Source organism: Verrucosispora sp. TAA-831 (assembly GCF_050780145.1).
Lineage (GTDB): Bacteria > Actinomycetota > Actinomycetes > Mycobacteriales > Micromonosporaceae > Micromonospora.
The window spans coordinates 446,481-466,697 of sequence record NZ_CP192240.1 but is presented as its reverse complement, the minus strand read 5'-3'; the positions used below and the strand labels follow the sequence as shown (position 1 = coordinate 466,697).

The 20,217-nt window shown below is 67.5% G+C and carries 15 protein-coding genes and 1 pseudogene; 6 read left to right on the top strand and 10 right to left on the bottom strand.

The window, feature by feature from the left end; genetic code table 11:
- Positions 1-360: 360 nt before the first annotated feature.
- From ACQVFL_RS02150 to ACQVFL_RS02140, 3 genes are read right to left on the bottom strand one after another with little or no spacing between them, the layout of a single operon-like run.
- Positions 361-1,473, bottom strand: a complete 1,113-nt coding sequence (locus ACQVFL_RS02150; protein WP_431728477.1) for a helix-turn-helix domain-containing protein — start codon at positions 1,471-1,473, stop codon at positions 361-363.
- A complete protein-coding gene (locus ACQVFL_RS02145) occupies positions 1,470-2,171 on the bottom strand; it encodes a hypothetical protein (protein WP_431728476.1) in 702 nt (233 codons plus the stop codon). The genes ACQVFL_RS02150 and ACQVFL_RS02145 overlap by 4 nt, the downstream gene beginning before the upstream one ends.
- Positions 2,172-2,212: 41 nt before the next feature.
- Positions 2,213-2,662, bottom strand: coding sequence for a hypothetical protein (locus ACQVFL_RS02140; RefSeq protein ID WP_431728475.1), 450 nt, complete (start codon positions 2,660-2,662; stop codon positions 2,213-2,215).
- A gap of 1,627 nt (positions 2,663-4,289) precedes the next feature.
- Between ACQVFL_RS02140 and ACQVFL_RS02135 the strand changes: the two genes are divergently transcribed.
- The 5 genes from ACQVFL_RS02135 (at position 4,290) to ACQVFL_RS02115 (ending at position 9,755) form a co-directional block, all read left to right on the top strand.
- Positions 4,290-5,198, top strand: a complete 909-nt coding sequence (locus ACQVFL_RS02135) for a replication-relaxation family protein (protein ID WP_431728474.1) — start codon at positions 4,290-4,292, stop codon at positions 5,196-5,198.
- An 86-nt stretch (positions 5,199-5,284) separates the two neighbouring features.
- Positions 5,285-5,665, top strand: a complete 381-nt coding sequence (locus ACQVFL_RS02130; RefSeq protein ID WP_431728473.1) for a helix-turn-helix transcriptional regulator — start codon at positions 5,285-5,287, stop codon at positions 5,663-5,665.
- Positions 5,666-6,307: 642 nt separating this feature from the next.
- Entirely contained in the window at positions 6,308-7,849 is a 1,542-nt protein-coding gene (locus ACQVFL_RS02125; protein WP_431728472.1) for a tyrosine-type recombinase/integrase, read from the top strand.
- A gap of 342 nt (positions 7,850-8,191) precedes the next feature.
- Complete coding sequence (locus tag ACQVFL_RS02120; RefSeq protein ID WP_431728471.1) at positions 8,192-8,923, top strand: hypothetical protein; 732 nt, start codon at positions 8,192-8,194, stop codon at positions 8,921-8,923.
- Between the two features lie 160 nt (positions 8,924-9,083).
- Entirely contained in the window at positions 9,084-9,755 is a 672-nt protein-coding gene (locus tag ACQVFL_RS02115; protein WP_431728470.1) for a DUF6308 family protein, read from the top strand.
- 518 nt (positions 9,756-10,273) lie between these two features.
- Here the strand turns inward: ACQVFL_RS02115 and ACQVFL_RS02110 are convergent.
- The 7 genes and pseudogenes from ACQVFL_RS02110 to ACQVFL_RS02080 form a co-directional block, all read right to left on the bottom strand.
- On the bottom strand, positions 10,274-11,764 hold the full coding sequence (locus ACQVFL_RS02110) for a 5-methylcytosine restriction system specificity protein McrC (RefSeq protein WP_431728469.1): 1,491 nt from the start codon (positions 11,762-11,764) through the stop codon (positions 10,274-10,276).
- Positions 11,742-13,412 carry an McrB family protein gene (locus tag ACQVFL_RS02105; protein WP_431728468.1) on the bottom strand — a complete coding sequence of 557 codons (1,671 nt, stop codon included), beginning with the start codon at positions 13,410-13,412 and terminating at the stop codon, positions 11,742-11,744. The genes ACQVFL_RS02110 and ACQVFL_RS02105 overlap by 23 nt, the downstream gene beginning before the upstream one ends.
- 61 nt (positions 13,413-13,473) lie before the next feature.
- A complete protein-coding gene (locus tag ACQVFL_RS02100) occupies positions 13,474-15,369 on the bottom strand; it encodes an N-6 DNA methylase (protein WP_431728467.1) in 1,896 nt (631 codons plus the stop codon).
- Positions 15,366-17,153, bottom strand: coding sequence for a DNA methyltransferase (locus tag ACQVFL_RS02095; RefSeq protein WP_431728466.1), 1,788 nt, complete (start codon positions 17,151-17,153; stop codon positions 15,366-15,368). Before ACQVFL_RS02095 ends, ACQVFL_RS02100 begins: the two co-directional genes overlap by 4 nt.
- Positions 17,150-17,353: a hypothetical protein gene (locus ACQVFL_RS02090; RefSeq protein WP_431728465.1), complete on the bottom strand. Its 204-nt coding sequence runs from the start codon at positions 17,351-17,353 to the stop codon at positions 17,150-17,152. Before ACQVFL_RS02090 ends, ACQVFL_RS02095 begins: the two co-directional genes overlap by 4 nt.
- A gap of 528 nt (positions 17,354-17,881) precedes the next feature.
- Positions 17,882-18,330, bottom strand: a pseudogene (locus ACQVFL_RS02085) (IS5 family transposase); the annotation flags it as partial.
- 146 nt (positions 18,331-18,476) lie between these two features.
- Positions 18,477-19,388 carry an NYN domain-containing protein gene (locus tag ACQVFL_RS02080; RefSeq protein ID WP_431728464.1) on the bottom strand — a complete coding sequence of 304 codons (912 nt, stop codon included), beginning with the start codon at positions 19,386-19,388 and terminating at the stop codon, positions 18,477-18,479.
- 546 nt (positions 19,389-19,934) lie between these two features.
- On the opposite strand from ACQVFL_RS02080, the gene ACQVFL_RS02075 reads away from it, so the two are divergent.
- Entirely contained in the window at positions 19,935-20,186 is a 252-nt protein-coding gene (locus tag ACQVFL_RS02075) for a hypothetical protein (protein WP_431728463.1), read from the top strand.
- The last annotated feature ends 31 nt before the right edge of the window (positions 20,187-20,217 follow it).

The window sequence follows — 20,217 nt, the reverse complement described above, 5'->3', positions numbered from 1 at the left end:
ACCCACGGGTTCCCTGCCGCCGGCCACCCCGCCGCCAGACAAAACTCCCGGCCGTCCGGCCACCGGACATGATCACCACCGTGGCCCGGGTGCTGGCGAGCCCAGCCGCACCGAGGACTCCCCATTGGTGCAGGACGGCAGCTGGCTGTTGTTGACGCGCGTCGTAGGACGCCTCCAGAAGCACAACGTGGCCCTGGTACGAGGAGGCGTTCGACAGCATTCTTCCCCGCGAGTGATTCCCCAGCGTCAGCGCGGACTGTCTGCCCCTACCGCCGAGCAGCGGTATCGGGCAGGCGTTCCGGGCACTTCACGGTGATCACTGTCCGCATTGCTGGCCGCCGCATGGGCAAAAGTCGAAGCTCACCCGAGGGTGAGGTGTAGTTCGGGTTGGTGTTCGGTGGCGGCGTTGATCACTGTGTGGACGAGTGTTGGGGGGAGGCCGGCTGTCGCGGCCAGGCTGTCGGCGGTGGTGTGTTCACGGTCGAGGAGTTGGGTGGCTTTGCCGAGTAGCGAGGGTTGTTCGCGGGGGCCGAGGTCGCCGGGTTCGGGGTAGCCCCACTGGGCGAGCAGGCTCATGCCGCGCCGGTAGGTGTGGTCGCGGTAGATGCCGAGGTCGTGGCCCCGGTAGACGAGGGCTTTGAGGCTGATGCCCCAGCGGCGTTTGAGTTCGTGGAGTCGTTCGAAGTCGAGGCGGGGTGGTAGTTCGTCGGCCAGGAGTGTGCTGGGGGCGAGGAACTCGGAGGCGAACGCGGTGGCCTCGCGTTCCAGGATCTGGCTGCCGGGCTCGGCGTCGTGGTGCAGGAGCAGGTGTCCGAGTTCGTGTGCGGCGTCCATCCGGGAGCGGGCCTTGTCGTTCTTGGCGGGGTTGAGGAAGACGAAGGGTCGTTGGCCGTACCAGTGGGAGAAGGCGTCGACGCGTTCGGAGACCTCGGGTAGGGCGAGCACGATCACCCCGTGCGCCTCGAGGAGCCGCACGACGTGCGGTACCGGGTCTGCGGCGAGGCCGAACGCCTCCCGTGCTGCGGCTGCGGCGGCGCGTACGTCCTCGGGTGTGGTCGGGTCGGGCAGGTCGAGGTGCGGCAGCCGCAGCGCGGGCAGCCGTAGCCGGCGGCCGATCACCTCGACCACCCGCCAGGCGACCTCCCCGAACGCTTCCGCCTGGTCCCGCTCGGCCTGGCTGGTCGTCCGGAGGCTACGGAAGTGCGCGTGGCCCGGGGTCGTGGGCGCCGGGAAGCCGGAGGCGAAGAACTCGACCGGCATCGACAGCGCCAGCGCCAGCCGGGCCAGCACCGACGCCGACGGGCGGGCCTGTCCCAGCTCGTACTGGCTGACCGCCGCCGCGGTGACACCGACCTGCCGGGCCAGTTCGTTCTTGCGCATCCGCCGCCACCGCCGGGCCAGGCCGAGCGCGTGCGGTTCGAACGCCGCCACCGCGGCGGCGGCGGGCACCGGCGGCCTCGCTGCGCCGGTCACGCCCATCGACCAACAGACCCACCAGCGGTACGGCCACCGGCCGGGGAGGGCGGCAGCGACTCGATCGACAGCTCGGGGATCACCAGTTCGTCGTGCCGCTGCCCCGGCACACCCGCCGGGTCGCCGACCGCCGGCAGCGGTGTACCGACGGTGGTGGCGTCGCCGAACCAGAGCATCACCTCGAACCACGGCGAGCCGCCGTCGCGGTTGTCGCGAGGCAGCCCGAGGTACGCGGTGGCCTCGCCGGTCGTGATGTCTCCGGTGTGCGCGACCCGCACATGGCGCTTCGGTGGCACGACACCGGAGAAGACGCCGGGGAACTGTTCCTCGTCGTCGAAGGCCAACTGCCGGTCGCGGCTGTTCTCCACCGCGCCGCCGAGCCGGGCCTCGCTGCCTTCCCAGCGGATCGACTCGATCCCAGCCTGCAGGGAGTACAGCCGCACCACATAGCCGGCGCAGAGAATCTCCAGCGAGTTGTCCTCCACCCGGACCCGCACACCGTCGATCCCGTCGAAGGTGGCCTTGCCCAGGTTGGTCAGGTTGCGCCACACGGTCGTGCCGAAACTCATCGCGTCGTCACCGAGTTCGGGCTCGTGACGGTCGGCGGCACGCCGGTACACCTGCCGGACCAACCCGCCCAGCGGCTCCAGCACGCCTCGCTCGTCCAGCACCGCCACCGCGTCGCCCAGCAACCCCATGCCGGAAAACCTAGCCCATCCCCCTGATGATGTTGCCGAAATCAAGCGGCCGACACGCCACCGGCCCGAGCCGGACCCGCCAACACGGTCGACGGCACCCGACCGATCACCGTCGTCGCCGAGTGTCCGATCGCCCGTGCCGGGTTGATCGCGGCCCGGACAGCGGTGTGCCAGTCGGCGAACCGCCGGCGTGGCGGGCTGCCATTCGACCAACCGACGACCGCCGCCACCCCACGAGGTGCCAGCGCCGCACGTGCTCCGGACACCGCCGGTACGCGTCGGCGGCTGAGCTGCTGGGCGCGGTGGGCGGCGCGTACCGGTGGGCAAGGGTAGTGCTCCCCGGCGCAGAGCAGGCTCACACAGCGGGTCGGCCGGCCAGGCTGGGGCTGGTGAGCGGCGATGACCCTGGCGGCCGTCCGCCACAGCAGCACGTCCGTGACGTCCTCCGGGAGGTCACGATGGGGATGGCGGGTGCTGTTCACGGCGGTCATGGTCGGTCTCCTCGCGTCGACGGCGCAGCGTGGCCGCCGCCGATGACCGCACCGATGCGGCTGCGGCCAGGTCCGGCGTCGACCGGGACCATCGACGCTCACCTCTCGCAGGAGGTCAAGTCGCCCGGAACGGCCGGCCCGACGCCGTCGCCCTCACTCTCCAATCGAGGTCTGTCAGACCTGGCGAACACTTCCCGATCTGACACCGCTCTGACAGCACCCTCCGCGACGGGCGCCACGACCGCCGTTCCGCTCGAATCCCGCAGGACGGCCCTGTAGCACAACGCTCTCACAGAAAGTCGATCTACGTATTCGATGATCGGCAATGGAGTCGCCCAACTGAGCTGCTCTGTCAGTTCGTATGGCGGTCTGTGTTGCCATCCCGTCGGGCGTCACGTCGGCTCTGACAGACGCTCACCATGCTCTGACAGCCACTGGTGGACCGCCTCGCACTCGCGGCGCGCCACCGCCGGGTGCCGCCTCGGGGCTGTGACAGACGCGCACCGCGTCTGTCACAGGTTGTCCAAGGCCGCAAGGTCTGGCACAGGACCGCTGACACCGCTGACACCGCGATGACGCAGGCGCAGCGTCGGAGCGTCACGGCGGCCGGCGGAAGAGTCCGTCCTCTGCCACGTTGGCACGGGTCACCCGGGGTCGTGACGTACCACCGGGCGAAGCCGATAGCGGCTGCCTGTCGTCGCGGCCACTCGTGGCCGGACGCTTCTTCCCGTGACGGCGTCGCGGATTGCCGCCCTGCGGCTGGCCGGCGCTGGCGCGCCCTCCGGCGATGTGTGTCATCAGTCAACGCCGACTGGCGTGGCCCACCGGCCTGCGACACGTGGCCGGCGCCGGCCTGGCTACGTGCCGCCGCGGTGAGTGGCCGACACCGTCGAGTTGGCCACCGCCACGGTGGCCACGACGCAGCCCAAGACGGCCACGGCAGCCGCGGCAGCCATCGCGATGACATGGCCACTATGGCAGTGGAGATGGCCAGCACCGGCCCGACCACCGTGACCACGGGCACGCGACCAGACACGGTCACCGTGGAGACAGCGGTCTTCGGCAGGCGGCCTGTGAGGCTCTGTGAGTCCGGGAAGTGTTCGCCTGGGCTCACAAACGACGGTTTGGATACGAGGGAAGGCCAGGCCCTCGCCGACGGCGTTGGCCTCTCCCCCCGGCGAGAGGCGAGTCCAGGGCCCGAGCTCGGTCCTGACCGGCCGGTGCTGTCGAGGCCAGTGCGAGTCCCCGCGCGACGGTTGGACTGAAACGCCGGCGGCTCGGCCGAGGTCGTCCGCAACGCCGCTCTGTGGTGGCGGACCATGCCGGTTCAACTCCGAGATGCCCCAGCATTGCCGCGACCCGTGCGTCTCCTCCGGCGAAGCCCGATTGGCGTAGGGCCAAACCACGTCTGTCACTACGGCGGGTCGTGATCCCCGGATCCGGTGTCGCGGTCCGTGTCCGGGGCGGTTCCCGCCCACGTTCCCGGGTCGCTTTTGAACCTGACCCCGAACCGGACGCCGTCGACGCCTGTCGTGGCGGCACACCGCCCTGGTGACAGAACCCGCTCCAGCTCAGAGAGACCGTCCGGTCTCTCCCCCTACCCGTATCCACAGGAAAGAGAGAAACAGTGTCTGACCAGCTTCTCCGTGTGCAATCCATGCTGACCCTCCGCGACCGTGTGCTCCTCGACTGGCTGGCCGACCACGGCGTACTGACGACTCCTCAGATCGCCCACGGGCTGTTCCCGTCGCTGGACTTCGCCCAACGGCGGCTGCGCCGGCTACGGGCCGTGCGGGTCGTCGGCTGGTTCCGGCCGTTCAAGACCGACGGCGGCAGCCACCCGTACCACTACGTCCTCGACCAGCTCGGCGCCGAGGTCGTCGCAGCGCAGCGCGACGAGGCGCCGCCGCGTCCCAGCCAGACGAAGACCCGACGCCGCCGGTGGACGGTAGCCCGCGTGCTGGAACACCGGCTCGGGGTCAACCAGTTCTTCACAGACCTCGCCGGCCACGCCCGCACCCGCGGCGGGCACGACCTGCAACGGTGGTGGCCGGAGTCGCGGTGCCGCGAGCCCGGTGCCTTCGCCGGCCCCGACGCCCGGGTCGAACTTCTCGGCTATCCCGCACCGGTCCGCCCCGACGGGCACGGCGTGTGGCGGGCCGGCGACCTTCGGGTGCCGTTCTTCCTCGAACACGACACCGGCACCGAGCCGCTGACCGAACTCGTCCGCAAGGTCGCCGGCTACCACCGGCTGGTCGAGTACGGCGGCCCGCAGTGGCCGGTCCTCTTCTGGCTGCACTCCGCCCACCGCGCCCGCCACCTCCACCAACGGTTGGCCGAGGAAACCCTGGGCGTGCCCGTGGCCACGGCGAGCCGTGACCACGCCACACAGGCGACGCTGAGCCCCGCGGGACCGCTGTGGCGGCTCCACGGCCACCACAGTCCCATCCCCCTGGCCGACCTCGCCGTCGCCCTGCCGTACCTGGCCGACCCGGCGCACGGCCCCGACAGCGTCGGCGAGCAAGCGCGCACCTGACACCCACCCCGCTACGGGGCTGGGCCCGACCGCGACAGCCGCCAGCGGCTGTAGCCCAAACCCGGAGAAAGGACCTGCCACCCCAGATGACCGCCGCGCACCCACCCATCAACCACCTGGAGCTACCCGTGACCACCCACCGACGAACCCGTACCCGTCAGCCCTCTGACAGTGGCGACGGCGGCCAGGTGTGGAACGCCGAGGCGGTCCTTGCCCTCGGCGTCAGCACCGACCTGGCAACCGCCGCCCAGATCTTCAAAATCTCCCTGTCCACCGCCTACCGGCTGGTCAAACGCGACGAGTTCCCCGTCCCGGTCGTCCGCGCCGGCATCCACTACCGGGTACCCGTCGCGCCGATCCTCACCATCCTCGGCCTTTCCCCGGCGATCTCGAACACGACCACCGAGACAGCCCTGCCGTCTCCGCAGACGACGGGCATCCGCCCGTCCGGCGACGACACCGACTGACAGTCCCAGCAGCCCGTCAACCCGCCTCCGCCGCCCGCGCTCCCGCCGGGCGGCGGAGGCGTTTCTCCGCCCGCCGCCCGGCAGGAAGCCGTTAGGCGGGCGCCACCCATCCGCCGCCCGAGTTGGCGGCACGTCACAGGAGGTACCGGCCCGCCGGACGGCGGCCGAAAGGCGGCCCAGCGAACCGGCCGCACGGCACCCGCCTGTACAGGACGGACGCCAAGGCGGTGCCGTACGTACGTCCGGCTTTCTCGCCAAACCTGCACCCGTACCGGCTCGACACCGGTCCCCCGCAGCCAACTGGACGACCCTGCCGCCACCTTCCTTCGGGAAGGCGTCCGGTAGAGGCGGCACTTTCCAGTCCCGCCGGGGGCGCAGCTCGCACACCACGACCTGGCACCGACGACCGTCCTACCGGCCCTGGCCGCACTCGTGAGCCCGGCGCACGCTCCGGAGATAACGCCGCCCCGGCTACGCCTCCACCGGCCCGCCCTCACCGCACGCCACGGGCGTCGGTCTCTGCTCGTGAACCGTGATCTCACGCCCCGGCTCCGACACCCTCCCGACGCTGCGCGGCCTCGTCAGACGGCAACGCCGCCCACGCCCGGGGACGACTTGATCGCACCCCGAAGGCACGCGTCCATGTCCGTCGACCAAAAACCGCTGCTCACCCCGAGCACCACGACCAGCAACCCCTTCACCAAGGAGCTCTCCGATCCCATGCCTGACGGCTCGATCTTCAAACGATGCGGCTGCCGCGACACCCACACCGGCAAACCGCTCGGCAACCACTGCCCCAAACTCCGCCGCGCCAACCGCGCCTGGAGTTCCGACCACGGCCACTGGCACTACCAACTCGAACTACCCCTGACCCCCGAGGGCCGCCGCCGCCAACTCCGCCGAGGCGGCTTCGACACCCGCGCCAACGCCGCCACCGAACTCGACCAGGCCCGCGCCCTCCTAGCCCTCGCCAAACGCGACCGCAACCGCCGCGTCGACATCGGCGACATGCTCCAACACGTCGCCCGCACCCGCCGCCCCCTACCCGACCCCGACGACATCCGCCACCGCCTCCGCGCCGGCGGCCCACTCACCGACGCCCCCACCGTCGCCCAACACCTCACCACCTGGCTCACCGGCCTCCAGATCGACGAGAACACCACCCGCGGCTACGAATCCCACGTCCACAAGCACCTCATCCCCCACCTCGGCGACATCCCCCTCGACAAACTCCGCCCCCGCCACATCAAAGACATGTTCGCCGCCATCGAAGCCCGCAACACCGAAATCGAAACCGCCAGAACCAGCCCCGACCCCGCCATCCGCGCCACCGTCCGAGGAATCCGACCCTGCGGCCCCGCCACCCGCCAACGCATCCGCGGCACCCTCCGCAAAGCCATCAACGACGCCCTCGCCGAAGAGATCATCGCCGGCGTCACCAACCCCGCCACCCTCGTCAAAACCCCCGGCGACCGCCCCCACCCCATCATCTGGGAACCCGAACGCGTCGACCACTGGAAGACCACCAGCCAGATCCCCGGCCCCGTCATGGTCTGGACCGACGAACTCCTCGCCCGATTCCTCGACCACGCCGCCGAACACGACCCCGACCTCCACCCCCTCTACCACTTCATGGCCTACCGAGGAGCCCGCCGCGGCGAAGCATGCGGACTCCGCGACTCCGAAGTCCGACTCACCAAACAGGAAGTCACCATCAACAACCAGATCGCCGTCCACGGCCACACCACCCGCCAGAAAGCCCCGAAAAGCAAAGCCGGCAACCGCGACCTCACCCTCGACGCCGACACCACCGCCATCCTCACCACCTACCGCGCCCGCCGCGCCGCCCAACGACTTCAAGCAGGAACCGCCTGGCCCGACACCGGACTCTTCTTCGTCCGCCCCAACGGACACCCCTGGCACCCCAACCTCGTCACCAACCGCTTCCGAAAACTCATCCACCGCGCCGAACTACCACCCATCCGCCTCCACGACCTCCGCCACGGCGCCGCCACCATCGCCCTCGACGCCGGCATCGACATCAAAGTCGTATCCGAACAACTCGGACACACCACCACCACACTCACCCGCGACACCTACCAAAGCGTCACCAAAGAACTCCACCACAACGCCGCCGACGCAGTCGCCGAACGAATCAAGAAAAAGCGCCACAAAAGCGCCTAACAATCCGACGTCACCTGGTGCACGATCCTGATCGACGACTCGCCGTCCGCTGGGCGGTTACGATCCGGGGAATGAGTTACGTCGCATATGGAGCTGCGAGGTGGGCCGCCGGGCAAGGCCGCCCCCTTCCCAGCTGTCCGACACCCGGAAACATCGGGCTGTTCGGGGTTCCTCGCCGACTCGCGTTGGCGCATCCCCGACCTCGTCGGCTGGTCATGCAGCCCTCTACCGCAACCCGGGGCGGAGTTTCCGTATGACCGGCGCATCGCGCTCTGCGGCACCCTGCCCGTCACCGCCCGAGCGGATGCTGCCAGCGACCGCGTCCAGCCCAATGCGGACGCCATGAGAATCGACCCCTCCCGCTTCGTCCCCGGCGACGAGTGGGCGTACCGGGCGCGCGACAACGCCCCCTCCGAGCGTGTCCAGATCCTGGTGGCCACGCCAACGAAGACCGGTGCGCGCGTCGAGGTCCGCTTCCTTGACGACCTCGACGGGCGGACCGAGGACGTACCCGGATCGCGGCTGCGGGTCCCGTGGAGCGACGTCGCGTCGTTGGACGCGATGATGGCGAACTGGCAGCGAATCAATGACCTTGAACTCGACGACACGGAGCAGGCCTGCGTCGAAGAGGTCTTCCAGCTGCTGATCCCCAACGAGGTCGCGGAGATCGAGTGGTCTCCAGTCACCTGCGCCACCCGAGTCCGCGACATGGACCGGCTGAGCGATCTCATCCGCATCCCGATGGACGAGATCCTCGCCGCAGCAGAGTGGTTCGAGCTTGACGACGCCTGGGCGACACAATCCTCGCCACCCACTACGCGGAAGAACACGACCAGGAGCGCATCACACCCGCCACCATCCGCCCCGTCGTCGACCGACCGCTACACCCCTCCGAGATTCCGGTACGCGAGATCCGCGTCCACCGCCGCTGGGGCTACTGAACCTTCGTGCTGCCCAGGGCTCGACCACTCGGAGGTAGGAGACGGGTCTTACCCTCGACGAAACTCGACGGTTACCACCGCAGTGTTGCCGACCGGCTCGTACCCCCAAAGACTGAGCCAGCCACCCTGCTGAGCACGTACGACCGCTGCGAACACATCCCAGCCCATCCAGTGCCGCCCCTGCTACCCCACCCCACCCGGCAAGCAACCGGAAACTCCCGACGAGGATCGGCCGGAGCAGGCCGAAACCGGGCCCAGGCACCCAACCGCCCACGACCAATACGATGCTCCACATGGCGGCAGACGTGCTCGACCTCATTCGCGCCAAGGCCGCGATCGACAACTTGCGCACCTACTTCGACGAAACCCTGCCACGTCCGTACAGCGGCCGCAGGTTCGAGGCCCTCGCCGGTGGCGTTGACCGCCCCACCACCCGCAACAAGATCACCGCCGACGACCTCGTGGCGGTACGGATGCTGTCAGTGACCGTACCGGCCGAGGCCGCCATCGGCCTGCTCGAGGGAGAACTCGGCGAACAGATCAGCGGCCTGCTCGCCCAGATCCCCACCGACATCGAGCTGGGCACCGACCGCGCAAAGGACCTGGTGGCCGACGGGCAAGCCGCCGACCAGGCATGGCACCTGCTGGACGACCAAACGGGAATCGACTACGTGATCGCCGGCAAGATCATGGCCCGCAAGCGCCCCCACCTCATCCCCGTCTACGACCAGGTCATCGGCTGCCTATACGGCAAGCCCGACAAGGTCTGGCTACGACTGCACCAGCGGCTCGCGGCGGACCGCGGCGAACTGCGCGACGAACTGGCTCTGCTACGCGCCCGCACGGGCATCCCTACCACCATCAGCCTGCTGCGGGTCCTGGACGTCGTGCTGTGGATGCACCACCAGCAGCCTCATCTACGGACCGGCTCCTGCCCCAGCTTCGGCAGCGTCGCCCTGGACTGATCACAGCAGCGGGGTGTCGCCTGTACCCCCAGGGGACGCGCAGGCTGCACCAGAATGACCATTATTGGTACACGACGGCCGTCGCCTAGCACCTCAGGTGGCCCGCGCCGCGGAGCGGCCGGGGCGCATGATCTGGTTGGCCCGCCGCAGCTCCCGAACCTCCCGCTCCGCTTGGCGATCCTGGCCGCGTCCGACGATGTCTTCCCCGGCCGAAGGTAATCATCGGTCTCGGCCTGCTTCACCCACATACGCTACGTCTACGGATGCACACCGAGCTGCCCCGCGATCCGCCTGATCGCCCCAACGCTTGTGGCCGGGTCCCGCCTCGCCCTGGCCGCCAACCGCGTGGTCCGCTCACGCAACTCGTCCGGGTACTAACGGTGTGCCGCCATGACAGTGAACCCTCCGGGTGTTCAATGTTTTCAAAACCCGGGGCGGAACAGGAATCCGCAGCGCCAAGCCGCTCCGCTACACGTTCGACTAGCGACCGCACCACCCTCGGAAGCCGATGCATGGTGCTACGTGGCCGAAGCGTCGCCGTCTCGCTCTACCCACTCAGTAGAGAAGTAGCGGATTGTCTGCGCGAGCTGTGCCAGAAAGGCGCTCCAACTCCCCTTCCTCTGGAGGTCGCCACGCGTTGGAAACGGCAACCGCACCAGCCAGAGTGGGTAGTCCCGATCGCGCAGACGCTCGAGTTTCAATTGCTGAGGATTCCCTCCGCCTCGGGTCGGGTAGAGCACCAGGGCGAGGTCGGAGGCCTGGCCACCTAAGGACGCGAGGTGGCTGTATGCAAAGAGCTGGTAGCCGTCGTCCGAGCTCAGCAAACCCCCTGCTTGCAGCTTGTACTTGGCGTCGGCCACGATCACGCGCCGGGATGATCTGAACATGAAGTCCGGGAAGGCGCCGGCCCCAAGCTCCGGCAGCGGGCTTGCGGCGGTTGCCCGAGGTGCCCATGGTGCAGGCACGCTCACGCCCTCGCCCGGCTGGGCATTGCGGCTGACCGCCAGGCTTGGAAACACACTCGCGAGAGCGAGCTCCAGGCACTGCTCCCAGAACTTCTCCGTCGAGATGTGGACTAGGAGTGACTCAGTGTCGTCCGACCCGTCCTCAGGAATCACGGCGTGATCGCGAAGCACCGGCATCGCCGCTTCCATGGCCGGTTCCCAGATCCGGTCAAGCGGGTTGAGCCAGAGGCGCTCCGCCGTGAGGAGGGCTCGCTCACGGCTAACCAAACTAACGCCGGACAGATAGCGCAGCAGGTGGACGGCGCGGGCCTGGAGGCCCGGACGGAGAGCGGCGATCTTTCGCGGCAGACGTTCGCTAGCGACGACCCGAAGAGCCGAGGCGACCACCTGCAGCAGCGGCGTATCCATCGTGAGTTCGTCGAAAGAAGACTCGACGCGGGGCGTGCCGGTCGCGATCGAGAACAGCAGACTGCGTTCACTCAGCCGACCGCGCGGCAGCTCCAGCGTCTCGGTCCGTTCGGCGTACCGGGGACGGGCACGGAAGATGAGGCTCCCGACCACCTGCAGTAGGCGTTCGTGGGTGATGAGCCGCAGCAGAGACGGCGCGAACGCACCCTCGAACTCGAGCGGGCTGGTCGTGAGCCGGCCGCGTTCGACCAGCAGCATCAGGTCGATGAGTTTGAGGAACGGATCATCCGAGGCAGCGGTCGCCAGAACCGGATCCTTCGGTGGAAATCCGAGTCCAAGCAGATCTGCCTGGCTGCGTCCGATGTCAGCCAGGCTCGTGGCCAGGGCACCCATCGCCGAAGCCGTGGTACTCAGCGCGGCAAACTCTGTCTCGTACATCACGACGTGCGTCGTTGACCCCGGGATGTGGTCACACTCGCGCACCGCCGCCGCCCGTGTCGACCAAGGCTTCGGTAGGACAGTGACGGTCACCCGTCCCCCGCTACCATCCGGGAGAACCGCGAAGCCTGAACGCTTGCCGCGCGGGCTGGCCTTGATCCAGAAGCGAGGCTTGCTACTGCTCGGCGTCGTCGTCACTGTCATCCTCGACGTCGTCTGGCTCATCCGGCGTCTCGGATGTGACGTACTCGGCCCCAGCGCCGACCGGGATGTCGACGACCGTCAGGCCCCGGGTGAGCCCGTAGCCCTCTTCGGTAATCGCGAGCGAGAGGCTGGCCAGGAACTGGTCGAATGTGGCCCAGCGGTCGGTCACGTCGCTGACGTTGGCAGCTTCGAGCCAAGCGTTCCTAGTCTCTGGCGCGAGCAGCTCGGTAGCACCGACCTGAGTAGCCGTGTCGATGAGCTGCGGCAGGATGGCGTAGCGCCAGATCATCCATTCGGCGTCTTCGTCGACGTCGTGCGAGGCGCCGGCGGTGCTGCCAAGTGCTCCCGGGTCGACGACTCCGTATGACCTGCCTTTGGCACCTGCCGTGCGCTCGTGCCATCCGGTCGGCGCAACGCTGACCGCTCGAAGCGCGGCCACCACGGCGTCAGTTCGATCGAGCAGCGTGAGTCCGAGCGTGTTGTCGGTCAGGCGAAGCCAGACATGGATCTTGTGGTCCAGGAGCTGCTTAGCCGCGACCGCGCTGAAGCGCTCGTCCTCTGCGGTCCGCCCCTGGTAGTAGAGCTTGTAGTTGGGCCCGCCCTCGTTGAAGCGAACGACGTTGTCGAGGTAGCGCTTGCCCTGGAAGTGGATTTCGACCCTGTCGTGGATACCTCGCGGCGAGCGCTGATGAGTTACGACCCCGTTGGAGGACATCGGGAAGAAGACGTCCACGATCCCGTGGCGCCCATTTGGATCGTCGACATCGGGCAGGTTGAGCTGGTTGTGGCTGCCACCGTCGAGGACACGAGCCTCGAGCCAGAAGACATCGGTCACGTTGCCCCGGGCCACAACCTCACGGATGGGCGCCAGCGGGTCGTTGGGATCGGCGACGGTGCCTTCGGTGGCGTGGACCCCGAAGAGGTAGCTGTGACCGAGCATGGCGTTCGGGCCGAGGCAGCGACGAAGCGCCTCGTTCAGGTTGGTTAGCTGGTCGATCGAACGCGCGACGCGCTCGGCGGCTTCGTCGCCGTCGGCCTTGATGATCTGGCTACGCAGCTCATCGCCGACGAGGGGCTCGACTCGGATGAAGCCGAAGCGGCGCCGCAGCGCCGAGTCCAGCGGAGCGATTGAGCGGTCTGAGGTGTTCATCGTGCCGAGCAGGTAGACGTTGCTCGGCACGGAGAACAGGGAGCCGGAGTACGGCAGCGTCACCTGCATGCCGCCGCTCCAGCCGGTACCGTCCCAGGTGGCGCGCTTGCTCGACTCCATGGTGAGCAGGAGGTCGCCGAAGACCTTCGGCACATTGGCGCGGTTGAGCTCGTCGATCAGGACGAGGTAGTCGGCCTCGGGGTGCTTCTCGGCTTCCTCGATGATCAGACGCAGGAAACCGTCACGACGGACGAACGAAGCACTCTCGTCGTCGTAGCGCAGACCCTCGACGAACTCTTCGTAGGTCGTGTTTGGGTGCAGGGTGATGGCGAACTTGCCCCGACCGTTGCCAGCGAGCGGGCGGCCTGTCTCGGCCTGCCACGCCGCAGCCATCGCCGCGATGACGTGGCTCTTCCCCGTTCCTGGGGGTCCTTCGAGCACCGCGTTCTTGAAGCGACGCAGCACCCGGATCGCCTCTATCGCCAGTTCCATTCAGCCCACCTCTCGATCCCTACACTTGACTCTATGGGAGGGCACTGACAGAGGCGGGTTGCTAGCGACGAGAACGGCGCTCCATCGCCTGCTCAGCGAACGCACGTAGCGTCGCCGACTGGCCGGTGCTGCTGACTGCAAGTGCGACAGCGTCATCAATCGCGAGCACGACCTCGCTGCGCCGATTTGTCAGCAGTTGACGCCCCAGCACTTGAAGCCGCTTGATATCTGCCGCGGCGAGATCCGGTAGAGCGAGTCGCCGGAGGTCAGTCGCCTCGACCTTGAGCGCACCGCCGCCGAGCACGGTGCAGGTCGCTTCGAGGTTGGCCCAGACCCAGCTAGAGTGCAGGAGGGCTAGCAGGGCGTCGGCCGGCAGAGCGCCCGACGCGGTCGGCCACAGTGTCGAGAAGTTCGCGTCGATGACCGCTCCCGCACTGTTGGCGTAGGTCGTTGGCTGTCCACCGCACACCCGGCCCAGGAACAGCTTTGGGCGGTGCCGCGGTGCCAGCTCCGGCAGCTGGTACCAGAAGGCGGTCGGGCGACCCGATTGGTCGGCCTTGCTGTTCGGTGCTACTGCTGCTAGATCCGGGAAGAGCTTGGTCGGATCCTTGTCGGAGAACGGAGTCTGACTAACTTCGGTGATCCACTGCGAGACGGCTGCGGGCAGGGCTCGAATGCCGCCCCCCGCAGCACCCATTCGGCGCTTGTCCTGTGCCGTAGCCCAATCGCGGAGGTAGAGGATGCGTGACGGCAGCGACTCACCTGTCGCGATGTCGAGGTCGTCGCCAAGATCGCTCTGTCGGCGAACGGCCGGTAGCAGGCACTCCGATGGGATCGGCAGGGACGTGGTACTCCAGCGGCTAGCGGGGCGCGCCAAGCCGCCGACGATGGTTACGTAGAAGAAGTCGTTGGCGCCGGTACGGAGCCCCTGCCCTACCCGCCATCCGTACGACTCAAGAGTTCGAGTCGCGATGTCCACCGTGCTGACGCCGAGCGCGGCCGCAACCGGCATCGGGACATTACCCGCCTGGCCCGCGGCAGCTACCAACAGGTCATGCTCGATGTGGGCAGTGAGACCTTGAGTGACATCGACCGAGTGGGTCGCGGTGACCCGACGAAGAGCCTCTGCAACTGCCGCCTCGGAGCGCAGAGAGCCCCGCAAATCGCCCTGGGTGTCGAGCTGCGCTGTGGCTCGAGCAAGGACGACCGAACTGGTGCCCGAGCGAGGACCGATCGCTCGCCGTCGCGCCACCACCAGGTGCGTTCGTACCTGGGCATCTGCGAACCAGGACGCATCACCGTCCTCGACGATGAACTCGACATCGAAGACGTCGTCCAAGAGCTCACGGACAGCCTGGGCGTAGTTGCGGCTCAGCCAGGCCTGCGGCGCGACAACCGCCAGTACACCGTCCTCCCGAACCAACGAAGCGCACAGAATCCAGGCCGGTACCGCGATATCCGCCGTGCCCGGGTAGGCGCGTGCGGCCTGAAGCAGCCGAGCCTGTATGTCCCCCGGAAGATCTCGCCTCGACCGGATCGCTCGCACCAGTCCGTCGCGGACGGCGATGCCCGACGGAATCCGGATGCCCTCGACCTCGCCCTTCGACTGGTAGCGGATGTAGGGCGGATTGGTGATGACGAGGTCGAACTGCTCCGGCGGGAGCGCCGCCGAGAACGCGTCACCTAGAACCAGTTCGGCGCTAGGGACATCCCCCAGGGCCGCCTTGGCTTCGACCAGCGCCAGAGGATCGAGTTCCAGACCGAACAGCCGCTTAGGAGTAGCGCTGACCTGAATGCACGAGACCAGCAGGTCTGCCGACCCGACCATGGGATCGATGATCGTGTTCGCCGAGTCGGCATCGGCGAGTGCGGCGAGCAGGCGCCCCACTCGTCGACCAGTGAAGTACTGACCCAGTTGCTTTTTGCGGGCCGCGTCCTGCAGTTCCAAGACGGTCAAGCCAACCCCTGGATCTGGTAGACGGCCCGAGCATCCATGGTGATGGGGACGCCATCGACGAGCGCCCTGCCGATGAGTTCCGAGTAGTTGTGATGCTGCTGCCGAGTCGTCGCCGGCGCCGCCGATGAGTGGCTACTGCGAGCCACCCGGACCAGCTCGTCCATGGTGGCCGCCGGCGGCGGAAGCTTCGCGGACGGCAGCCGCTTGGAGACTCGCAGCAGCGGGTCGCCACTCACCGCGACATGGCCGTTCACCTGCTTAAAGCTGGCCTGCGTCTTGTCTAGGATGCTGGCCGCCGTGACTGCCAAACCGGCGTCAGACAGACTGGCTTCGAGTGCCCGCCACACCGCCGCCTGCGACGAGTGAAACACCAGCGTGGCGTCAGCGGTCGGCTTCATGACGCGGGAGACTTCGTAGAACACCGAGGTCAGCAGAGCTTGGTACTCGCTAACCCCCTTGCCCTGTGCAGGCGAGACAATCGCCTCGTCCTCGGTCTGCGTCGTCTGACCAAGCCAGAGCTCGTTGAGCTGGTTGATCTCCGAATACGGGATGTAAGCACCGAAAGGCGGATCCGTAAAGACATAGTCCACCGATTCATCTGCCAGGTGCAGATTGGCGCTGCTCCCGGTCACGATCTCCGCTTGGCCCGACAGCCCGTGCAGGAGTTCGAAGGCTGCGGCGAAAGTGGTGATCTTGCGGCGTACGCCGACGAAGACATTCTTCTCGACCGGCAGCCCACTGACATACATGACACCGGACTGCGCGCCGGTGACGACGAAGTCCGACGAGTTCTTCTTGAGCACAACCCGCGTCATGAGCGTCGAGTGAGCGGCGTTGTACGACAGCACCAACAGGCGCAGTGCTTCACGCAGCTCTTCGGGCTCGTCCTCGATCAGCTGCCATAACGTCGCGAGTGCGCGGAAGTTGCGTGCTGTGTAAAGGTGATGCAGGTGCGTCATGCCTTGGTGGTAGCCGCTGCGATGCAGATCGCCCCACTTCAGCTCTCTGATCGGGGCGCAGCCGGGCAACGGACGTTCCAGCGATCCAGCCTCTGCCGCGCTGTCGACGGCTTCTGCTTCTCGGCTCCAGTTGCCCGTCGAGGACTTGCCGTAGACCTTCCAAGGCACCCGGCGGCGCCGTTTCGTCGTCTTGCCGGTCCACGGATCGCGCACCGATTCCAGCACGCGCACCCAGTCGTCCGGCGAACCCGTATGCCCGCAAACGCAGGTGAAGCGGTCATCGAAACGCAGTGGCTTGTAGCGAACGCGCGTAACGGCATAGGTCGTCTCGGCGCCGCACCTTGGGCAGGCGACGACATCGCTCCAAATGATCTGGCGCACCGTCCCCGCATCACCGCTCGGGCTCACGGCAGAGTACAGCGACGGCTCGAGCTTCTCCGCAGCATCCACCAGCCGCTTGGCAGCAGCCCTAAACGCCGCAGGCTCGGGGGCATGCGTCATGACCCGCGCCAGCAGGGTCCCAATCTCCGACAGCTCGTAAACGGTGGCGTTGCGCGCACCCCAGACAGGCTCGAGTCCGCGCTTAGCAGCGAGCTGCACCATCCGCTCCGTCGGCCGCTCGCAGAGCAGCGCCGCGATACCGGTTGTGCCGGAGCCGCCGAACACATCGAGGACGTGGTCGCCAGGGTTGGTGTGGCAGGCAACGAAGAGAGCCACGCTCTCGGCCGAGATCTTCGTTGGGTACGAGAAAGCGTTGTAGAGCGCACCGGTCCGGTCTGCTGGTAGCGGCTCCGCGTAGAGCGCTTCGAGTCGGTCAGCGCTCATGAGGCCTTCTTCTGCTCACGGTCCGCTCGGGAGCGCCCGGTCGGACGAATGCGAATCTCTGTGCGGTCGGCGGCAAGGGCGAACTGGAGCTCGCTACCCGCGTCAAGCTCCAGCGCGCGTAGCAACTCAACGGGGATGCAGACCTGGCGCACCTTCGTCAGGATGCGCGGCCCATACCAGACCACCTCGTCCGCAGCCATGCGGCACACCCTATCACAACTAATAGTTCCAATACTTCTATTAGTCTCCAGCGTCGCCTCGCCTGTCTCCACTGGCAGTGGGATCTTCGCGCTTCGGGCTTGAGACGTTGTTCGCCAGAGCGACCGGTCGATGCAATATGGCGACCGGACCTGGCCGAGCAATAGCCGCCATGGACCTGTCGCGGTGGCGATGGCCAGGTTGAGTGCGCCCCGCGGTGTCGGCGCCGCTGGGGGAAGCATGCTTCGGTGGCTGCGCGTTCCCGCCGGCGGGCGACCTCGTGTCCACCGTCGCAGCCGCCTCATCGGCTCACGCGCGCCAGGCGATCTGTAGGCCACAAAGTCGCAGGTCCAGCTGGATCTTGACGGTCCAAGCGACCGGCCCTCCGGCGGTACGGGACGGTCGGAGAAACCGATTGGGTGATCTCGTCATCACCCGATTGACTGGGCCGGTTTGACGCGGATGAAGAGGGTTGACGTGATCGGGGAGAACAGCACCAAGATCGTGTACGGGAGCACTGGCGGGCGGAGCTTCGTGGTCAGCTCACCCCGCGACCGGCCGAGCGCGTGGTCGGTCGGTTCGACCGTGACCCCGCCCGGCGGCTCGGCCTGCAGATCCCCCTTTTAGGCCCCGGCGGCGTGCTGATGAGCCCGGGCAACCGTCGAGTCCACCGACACGTCCCAGACGATGCGTCCCGCCACATCAGCCAGGGGCTGCAACGCGGTCAGAATCTTCGCCCAGGTCCCAACACGCTGCCAACGCCGGAATAACCCGTAAGCCGCAGCCCAGGATCCTTAGCACTCCGGGATGTCCCGCCACGGGGCACCGACCCGTGTCCGCCACCGGATCCCATCAATGAGCTGTCGTTCGTCCATGTCGACGGCCGACCTGCCCTACGCCCCGCAGGCAGCAACGGCTCCAGCGCCACCCACTGTGCGTCGGTCAGGTCGCGCCGCCTCGCCACCGCTAGGGTGTCCACGAGGTCTCCGGTGTTCGGGTTCTGCGTGGTCGCGGAACCAGATACCGGAGGCCTCGCTACATCTCGAACACCAACACGCGAAGATCCCCACCCAACAGCTCAAGCCGCTGGCAGCGACTTCGACACAGGCCCTAACTGAACATGCGTCACGTCGCCTCCTCGTACTTCTTCCAGAAGTGCGCCCGAAGCTTGTGCCGCGCCTGCTCACTCAGGTCGAGTTCGCCACGGCGGTCGGATAGGTCGGTCAGTAGTGCTTTGTCGATGTCGCGTGGGATCGATGGCTTGTTGTCATTGAGTTCCGCTAGCGCCTCCGCGGTGGCGGACTTGCGAAACGCCGTCAGGACGTTGCCGACCACCAAGTCGATCTGTTCGGCAAGCTCGGCGGGGTCCCGATACTCCGTGGTGACCTGTGGCGGGCGTCCGGTGGTCACGCTGTAGCCGGGTACAGGCGACGAGGGTCGGAGCGCACCTGGGCGTCCCAGTCCGACGAGGTCCTTGGGCGTAGCCGTGACCTGCGGATGCCCGGCTGGCGGCCCGACCATCACTGGCTGTGGTAGTGGCGTCGGCTGCGGCATCTCGAACTTTTCCACTGCCTCATCAACGACTTCCGGAGGCAGGACCTCAAGCCCGTCGGCCGCCCGGGTCAGGTGCAGGCTGATGCCGTGGGGCTTGTTCTCGGTGTTGGGGACGGCAAGCAGAATGACCTGCACTCCGTGAACTTGAGCCTCCTCGACAGCCTCGGTCAGATCGTCGTCGCCTGAGACGAGGATGAAGACATCCGCAGCTCCGTTGCGCGCGTGCGTCACGAGGTCGAGCCCGATACGCAGGTCGACACCCTTCTGCTGGCGGTCCATGCCGAACCGGCCGAGTCGCAACTTGACCTTGGGTAACTCGCCGATGCGCTGCTGCTGTGAATCGGGCACACCGTCCTTGGCCGAGTCGTACCAGTGCACCCGCAGCACTGACAACTCCGATATCCTCTCGGCCTGCCGGATAAGCGCCCCAATCAGCGGCGCGTAATCGACGTGAACACCGCTCCGCAGCGACGTACCGGTCACCCGGACAGCTGCGGAACTGAGCAGGTAACCAGCATCCACATAGATGGAGCACATAGACCTCACGGCTCCAGGATGCCACTAAGCCTGATCGGCCTGGGGCCTGCTCCAGCATTCACTTTGTTGATCATGAGTCGCCGCAGAACCCACCGGTGCCTTCTGCCTGCGCGGGTGCCCAACCGCACAGTCGGCGGGGTACGCCAAGGTCGCGAATGCGAAGGCCCGGACCGGCTGCCCGCGACCTACACGCGCACGCACGAAATCCGCTACGGCCACCTCGCGATATGGCCGGTCGCCAACCTGGGCAAGCGAAGGCCGGAACCCGGTCGACCTGGCGAGGCTGCGGACCGAGTTCCCGCAGGTGCTGCGCAGCCGGCTGCCGCCCCACCAGGCGCAGCGAGCCTGGTAGCCGCCCGGACTGGCCGGTGGTTGGGGCAGGGCCTCCAGCCGTCCATGTTCACCCAGCTTGGCGGGCCTGCTCGTCACCGCCGAGCCCCACGCGTGGGCCACCTCGCGCATACTTCAATCATGTCCTATTCGGAGCATGACGTGACCAGCTGGTCCGAGGCCGTAGCAAACCTGCACGCCAACACCGCACACGATCCAGGTGACATGCGGCGGGCATACGAGGCGATGGCCAACGTGTGGTCGGCTTACGGCTACCAGGACGCGCCAATCGAGGTCCTGAGAATGCTCGTCAACGCCACCGAGGTCGGTTACATGGCCGCCCTGAACGACCTACGCAGGGGCAACCTCGATGACGAGATCACGACGTGGCGACCGGACCTGGCCGACCAATAGTCCCACCGACAACCCTGCGGCGAGGGGCTAC

Bases quoted from the DNA above. Each gene is read 5' to 3' on its own strand.
- ACQVFL_RS02140 (WP_431728475.1), bottom strand. From the start codon at position 2,662: ATGACCGCCGTGAACAGCACCCGCCATCCCCATCGTGACCTCCCGGAG.
- ACQVFL_RS02095 (WP_431728466.1), bottom strand. From the start codon at position 17,153: ATGAGCGCTGACCGACTCGAAGCGCTCTACGCGGAGCCGCTACCAGCA.
- ACQVFL_RS02145 (WP_431728476.1), bottom strand. From the start codon at position 2,171: ATGGGGTTGCTGGGCGACGCGGTGGCGGTGCTGGACGAGCGAGGCGTG.
- ACQVFL_RS02090 (WP_431728465.1), bottom strand. From the start codon at position 17,353: ATGGCTGCGGACGAGGTGGTCTGGTATGGGCCGCGCATCCTGACGAAG.
- ACQVFL_RS02115 (WP_431728470.1), top strand. From the start codon at position 9,084: ATGGCGGCAGACGTGCTCGACCTCATTCGCGCCAAGGCCGCGATCGAC.
- ACQVFL_RS02120 (WP_431728471.1), top strand. From the start codon at position 8,192: ATGAGAATCGACCCCTCCCGCTTCGTCCCCGGCGACGAGTGGGCGTAC.
- ACQVFL_RS02125 (WP_431728472.1), top strand. From the start codon at position 6,308: ATGTCCGTCGACCAAAAACCGCTGCTCACCCCGAGCACCACGACCAGC.
- ACQVFL_RS02105 (WP_431728468.1), bottom strand. From the start codon at position 13,412: ATGGAACTGGCGATAGAGGCGATCCGGGTGCTGCGTCGCTTCAAGAAC.
- ACQVFL_RS02130 (WP_431728473.1), top strand. From the start codon at position 5,285: ATGACCGCCGCGCACCCACCCATCAACCACCTGGAGCTACCCGTGACC.